Raw genomic sequence first — 6,015 nt, 5'->3', positions numbered from 1 at the left:
GGTGGTGGTTCCGATGGTGGTACTGGTGGTGGTTCCGATGGTGGTACTGGTGATGGTTCCGATGGTGGTACTGGTGGTGGTTCCGATGGTGATTCTGACGGTGAGGGCGAATGTGATCCGGCCACCGATCCGGACAAGTGCGGTCAGTCAAGTGTTGGCGGTGAAGCCTGTGACGTGCAGATTGAGTGCAACGGCGACGCGGTCCAGTGCGCGATTCTCAAGCAGCAGAAGGAGATGCGCTGTAATGCCGAAGAACAAGCCGATTTCGAGAATAAAAAGACTGATATTGAAGGGCTTTTTCAGGGTGAGGAGTTCCAGCTTGAAGAGGCCGAGGTTGACGCGCCGAGTTTCATCAACAGTGCTGGCCGCTTTCTTCCGTCTGGTTGTCCGACCGCCGAGGTCTTGAATATGCGCTCCGGTGGTGGCGGCTCCCTTCAGCTGTCTTATGAGCCCCTTTGTGAAGCGGCCTCGGGTATGTCCTGGCTCATCGTGGCGTTTACTGCAATGTTCTGCGCCGTCTATGTAGGCCGCGCATTTGGAGGTGCCTGATGCACTTTTATTATCTGGCTATGCTCGCTGTAATTATTGTCAAGCCGCTGGTAATGATGGTTTTGCGGGTACTCGGTATTGGCCTTGTCAGTTACGTCGGTATCAACTTCGTTATTGGCGAGGCCAGGGATTATATGTTGTCCAACATGGGCAACGTTGCTCAATCTATTCAGATGATTCTTGGGCTGGCGAAGATCGATGTCGCTTTTAATATGTACTTCGCGGCTATTAGTACGCGCCTTGTGTTGACTGGTATCGATAGGCTGGCTGATCGTCGTACCAAGCTCGGCAACGTTACTACCTTCACGGCCTGATCTCATGCTCATTATCCGTACGGGCAAGCCGGGGCACGGCAAAACTCTGAATACGATTCGTGAAGTCGATCAGAGCGCCCATGGTCAGGGGCGTGTCGTCTATTACTACAATATCAACGGCCTCAAACCCGATCAGCTCAAAGCCAGCTGGTTCGTGTTTGAAGATCCCGAGAAGTGGTTCGAGCTACCGAACGACTCGATCATCGTCGTGGACGAAGCGCAGGGCTGGTTTGGCTCACGCGATCCCAGGGCACGGCCACCGGAGCACATTACCCGCTTCGAGACCATGCGCCATCAAGGGCATGAGGTGCACTTGGTTACCCAGGACCCGCGCTACCTCGATGTTCATTTGCGTCGCCTGTGTAACAGTCATATCCATTACTGGCGCGTCTTTAAATCTTCCCAACTGCTGCGGTTCGAGTCCGAAGTGGTGGTTGAAAAGGTTGAGCTTAAATCCAGTTTCAAGGACGCTGACAAGAAGTCACTTCGGCTGGATAAGAAGTACTTCGGTGCGTACACCAGCACGAACGCCAAGCATCACTTTCAAACCAAGGTGCCTACCAAGTTTTTATTGGCCGTGGCTGTTATCGTCGTTGCTGGCGTTCTTGCCTATCGTGTTTATGCTCGCTATCAGCAGGGAATCGGTGAGCCGGAAGCTGCCGATCAGGTCGGCGGCAAGGTTGAATCTGGAAGCATGGTCGATCAGGCGAAGAGCGTTGTTGGTTCATTCATCAATCCGGTCGGCACCCAAGGCGTAGATCAGCCGCAAACGCTTGAACAATACCTCGGTTCTCGTGTGCCTCGGATTCAGGATGTTCCAGGTTCTGCACCTATCTATGACCAGTTGAATACGCCGCAATCGTTCCCGAAGCCCATCTGTATCTCTACTTCTGATCGTGGTCTTATCAGCCGCAATCGAAGGCGTATGAGCATTGGGGACACTTATGACGGGCTGACCGGGTGCCGCTGCAATACCCAGCAAGGTACGTTGCTTGAAGTGTCGTTTGAGTTTTGTATGACGGTCGTCCAGTACGGCTATTTCGACCCGACCAAGCCTGATCGAGGCTCATTGCAGGACCAGAAGCGTAACAACCAGGTGCCGGCGTCGCAGCCGGTTGCCTCGCCGCGTCAGATCCAGGACGAAGCGCAGGGCCCTCGGTTTACTCGCGTCCCGTATGAGAAGGGTCAGTTCTTGTGGTGATGACCGTCAGCGCGTGTCAGGCACGCACGGCGAGGTACGAGCCGGCGTGCTGTGCGCGCTGACGTCCCTGTAACACGTCAGATAAAACGAGTTGAAACCGTCCGTTAATGGACATTGTAGGAGATTTCGAGAATGAGTGTTAAAGACCAAGCGAGACTGGATCATCAAACGGGCAATCCGACGCAGCATGGCCGTTTGTTCGTTGATCCAGGTACGGCAGCCATCAGCGATCTGTCCAATATCCGGTTGCTGCGGTGTGGTGTCGATACCGTTCGCCAGTTGTATCGTGGGCTGATCCGACCGGAAATCATGGCGCTGTTTGACAAGCCGGGCGCTATGGTCGAGTTCGCTGGTCAGATCTGGCATTCCGGTCGAGTAGGGCGGGACTCGGGATACCAGTACAAGCTTCAAAACGCCGATCTCGGTTTCATCCTGCTTATCAAGAACTTCAACGCCAAGCTCGATAGCATCGGCCCTCATTTGAAGATCGAGGTGTCACCTCATGCCATCGACTCGCTGTCGCCAGAGCGGTTGCAGGAACGTATGGATTACTACGCTGCCGCAGTCCTGGTTCATCGCGAGCGTAATCAGTGTGCCGTTCACCTCGCGTTGGATCTCCAGGGCTGGAGACCACCGGTGGATCTTGTTGGGCGCCTTCACTGCCGCGCCCGTACTCATCGTGATATTTCGGGTATCAACGAGATCAACTGGGCGACCAAGTCCAGCGTCTATGGTCGTGGTGAAACGTCCATGTTCGGCTCTGCCGGTGGTGTCCAGCTCTGCATCTACAACAAAACCGAACAGGCTCGCGCTACCGATAAGCTGGACTTCTGGGAAAGCGTCTGGCGTCGTCGGGACTCGTTCGATGTGGCCGATCCTGACAACTACGACCCGAACGCGGACGTTTGGCGTGTCGAGCTGCGTTATCACCATTCGGTTATTCAGCAGTTCGCCAGCGGGTCGATCAGTGCAAAGACCGGCGAGTTTATCGATACGGACTCGTTCGCTGCCTTCTCGGCGCATCTGGACGGCCTATGGCGTTACGGCCTGAGCCAATTCAAGCTGATCGCCCGCCCCGGTTACTACGAGCCAATCTGGACGCTGATGCGCGATGACGCCAGGGTCGATTTGCCGGTTGATTCCCTGGTTGATGAGACGGAATACAAGCGGTATTACAAGACGAGCCGTGGGTTCAGTGGCAAGAACGTGGAGCTGTTTTTGGGAAATTTCATCAGTCTATTGGCTCGTCAGCGTGTATCCGCAAAAAAGGCGTTCCGGGTTCTAAAGGAATGGGATTGCTGGGCCGTAATCCGCGACCACTACGCCGGGAAAGGGATGACTGATCTGATGTTGTTTGCTCATATCGAAAAGCTCTTGCAGGAGCGTCACGTTCGATGGGCGCGCGCCGTCTGATGGCGATAGAACAACAGCCTGATGGTCGCTGGCGGGTCGATGTTGAGCCGATCAAGGGTAAGCGTTTTCGTAAGACGTTCAAGACCAAGGGCGAAGCCCAGCGTTTCGAGGCAACGTGCCGATCCAAGCTGATCGAAAGTCCGCAATGGTCCCCGAAACCGAAGGACCGTCGCCGCCTCTCCCAACTGGTGGAATGCTGGGGGCGTCTGCATGGTGGTTCGCTGGCCGACTACGAAGGTCGCCGTGTTATCATGGATCGCATGGTTGAACGCCTGAAAGATCCTGTGGCTATGGTCTTTACCGCTACCGATTTCGCCGAGTATCGCTCCAAGCGGCTTGCGTCTGGCATCAGCCCGAAAACGACGAACAATGAGCTGTCCTATCTGCGGGCTTTGTTCAATGAGCTGCGGCGACTTGGTGAAATCGAGTTTGAGAATCCGCTCTCGATGCTCAGGGCGATTCGTGTGCAAGAAAGGGAACTGTCCTACCTCGACAGCCATCAGATCGACCGGTTGTTTCAGGTACTGCGCAGCATGGTTCACCCGCATGTGGAGCTGATCGCCATGATCTGTTTGGTGACTGGTTGCCGATGGGGTGAAGCGCAAGGACTCACGATCAGCCGGGTGGGCGATGGCATGCTCCAGTTCGTGAACACGAAGTCGAAGCGTCGTCGTGTGGTGCCGATCGATCCGAAGCTAGCTGATCGGATTCGCCAGCATCTTCGGGAACACGGTGCGGTCACCAATTGCCGGGATCGGTTCGATGAAGCGGTTTCGCGTGCCGGGCTGCGGTTGCCTGCGGGACAAAAGTCGCATGTGCTGCGGCACACCTTCGCTTCACACTTCATTGCTAACGGTGGCAATATCCTGACCTTGCAGAAGATTCTTGGTCATTCGTCCCTGGCGATGACAATGCGATACGCGCACCTTGCGCCCGATCATCTGCAAGACGTGTTAGCGTTTGGTCCTGCTAGGGATTTTCGACACTTCTTCGACACTCCTGCCTGTGAGCAACAGTCAGCTTCGGAAAATCCTTTGTAAATCAATAAGGAAGGCAATCGCACCCGGTGGTGCGGCCGGGCTTCAAACCCGGTTGGGGGCGGCAGCCGTTCCTGGGTGGGTTCGACTCCCACTGCCTTCCGCCACTTCATGCCCGCTCTTCGCTCATCCCGTCAGAAACCAGTCCCTGCAGGTAGCGAGTCGAGGCTCGGTCGCACAGCACATAGGCAAAGGCCGACAGCATCAGCCGCCACTGGTTGGTCCACCAGCGCGGGCTGGAGGTGCGGTCGGCGAACAGATCCAACTATTGATCTTGATGCGATTCTCCATGCCGCCACGGTCGCAGTAATCTTCATAATACTGCTGGGCAGCGTCCTCGGCAAACTGGGACACGGCGATGAAGCGTGGATTGGCACCCTGCTCGCCGTATTCCAGGCGCGACGCGATCAGGCGGCGCTTGCGCCAACTGCCGGCCTGATAGAGGAAGCGATACACGCCAGACATCTTCTGCCCGTTTTCTTGGTAGGCCTCGGCGACCGCTTGCATGCCCGGCGGCGCCATCCGCTGCTGGCGGGCATTGCGGGCCAGCCCCACCGCAAGCACGGCTTGCGGGCACCGTGACCGATGCTCAAGGCCGGTCCATTCCCGGCCCCAACGTGCCGTGGAAGGGACGGCGGTAGGGCCGCCGCGCCGACCGGCGCTGGGGTAGCTGCTGGAGCTCAGAGCAGATCATCAGCCGTCGACTGCGGGTCGACTTTCCAGAGGATGCGACAATGAGGCTCTCGCACGAGGCCCTCGGTGCTCTACATCTCTATATTCAAGGCCGCGGCGCGCTGCGACGCGAGCTGTCCGCGTGTTTACGCACCGGTCGCGCGCTACGGGTGCCTCGTGCCAGAGCGCGGCAACAGGACAAGCACTTCACTACGCCTATGGTGATGATCAGCCTGCGTGTGGCCGAGGTCGCCGACCATGCCGTGCCGGGTCACTGCGAGGGCGACCTGATCGGCCTCAACAGCTTCGCGATCGGCACCTTGGTCGAGCGCACGAGCCGATTCACGATACTGCTGCACCTGCCGCCCATGCCCGGGTACGCGCCCGGCGCCCCCGTCAAGAACGGCCCTGCGTTGGTTGGCCATGGCGCCGAGGCTGTGCGTGATGCCATCGCCGCAAAGATCGCGACACAGCCCGCAGAGCTTCGCAATTCGCTGACCCGGGATCAGGGGCGGAGCTGGCCTAGCACGCGCAGCTACGGTGGACGCCGAGCTGGCGATCTTGCTTCTGCGATCCGCACAAGAGCTACTTCCCGTAGGTCAAAAAACCGTTGACGTGTAATTGTGAGTGCCTATAATGCGCACCTTATCCGGCGCGGGCTTTCAGCGAAACCTCTTGTAAATCAATCGGTTAGCGAAAAAAAAGGCTTGCACGAAAGGCGGATTCGAGTAGAATGCGCCGCGCTGGCAGGGTGGTGGTTGAGTCCTGTTGGTGGCTTCGGTCGGGTCGATCGGAAGCGGTTGAAAGAGGGGGTTGACAGCGGTTTTGG

General features: G+C 57.2%; 6 protein-coding genes, 1 tRNA gene and 1 pseudogene. 7 read left to right on the top strand and 1 reads right to left on the bottom strand.

Annotated elements, in window-relative coordinates:
• The 6 genes from NA637_RS23730 to NA637_RS23705 all read left to right on the top strand — a co-directional run.
• A partial coding sequence (locus NA637_RS23730) for a virulence factor TspB C-terminal domain-related protein (RefSeq protein WP_272889264.1) occupies positions 1-549 on the top strand: 549 nt, incomplete at its 5' end.
• Positions 549-863: a DUF2523 domain-containing protein gene (locus NA637_RS23725; RefSeq protein WP_256074950.1), complete on the top strand. Its 315-nt coding sequence runs from the start codon at positions 549-551 to the stop codon at positions 861-863. The genes NA637_RS23730 and NA637_RS23725, both read left to right, overlap by 1 nt.
• Before the next feature lie 4 nt (positions 864-867).
• The gene (locus tag NA637_RS23720; RefSeq protein ID WP_256074949.1) at positions 868-2,064 is read left to right on the top strand and encodes a zonular occludens toxin domain-containing protein; all 1,197 of its coding nucleotides are present in this window, start codon (positions 868-870) and stop codon (positions 2,062-2,064) included.
• Between the two features lie 132 nt (positions 2,065-2,196).
• Positions 2,197-3,477 carry a hypothetical protein gene (locus NA637_RS23715; RefSeq protein WP_256074947.1) on the top strand — a complete coding sequence of 427 codons (1,281 nt, stop codon included), beginning with the start codon at positions 2,197-2,199 and terminating at the stop codon, positions 3,475-3,477.
• Complete coding sequence (locus tag NA637_RS23710; protein ID WP_256074952.1) at positions 3,477-4,517, top strand: phage integrase; 1,041 nt, start codon at positions 3,477-3,479, stop codon at positions 4,515-4,517. The genes NA637_RS23715 and NA637_RS23710 overlap by 1 nt, the downstream gene beginning before the upstream one ends.
• Positions 4,518-4,525: 8 nt before the next feature.
• Positions 4,526-4,621, top strand: a tRNA-Sec gene (locus NA637_RS23705).
• A 17-nt stretch (positions 4,622-4,638) separates the two neighbouring features.
• Here the strand turns inward: NA637_RS23705 and NA637_RS23700 are convergent.
• Positions 4,639-5,084, bottom strand: a pseudogene (locus NA637_RS23700) (transposase); the annotation flags it as partial.
• 164 nt (positions 5,085-5,248) lie between these two features.
• Between NA637_RS23700 and NA637_RS23695 the strand changes: the two are divergent.
• Positions 5,249-5,800 carry a transposase gene (locus NA637_RS23695; RefSeq protein ID WP_423836763.1) on the top strand — a complete coding sequence of 184 codons (552 nt, stop codon included), beginning with the start codon at positions 5,249-5,251 and terminating at the stop codon, positions 5,798-5,800.
• Positions 5,801-6,015 lie beyond the last annotated feature (215 nt).

This window comes from Stutzerimonas stutzeri (assembly GCF_024448935.1).
Taxonomy (GTDB): Bacteria; Pseudomonadota; Gammaproteobacteria; order Pseudomonadales; family Pseudomonadaceae; genus Stutzerimonas; species Stutzerimonas stutzeri_AO.
The sequence above is the reverse complement of the archived record's forward strand: the minus strand, read 5'-3'. Positions and strand labels throughout refer to the sequence as shown.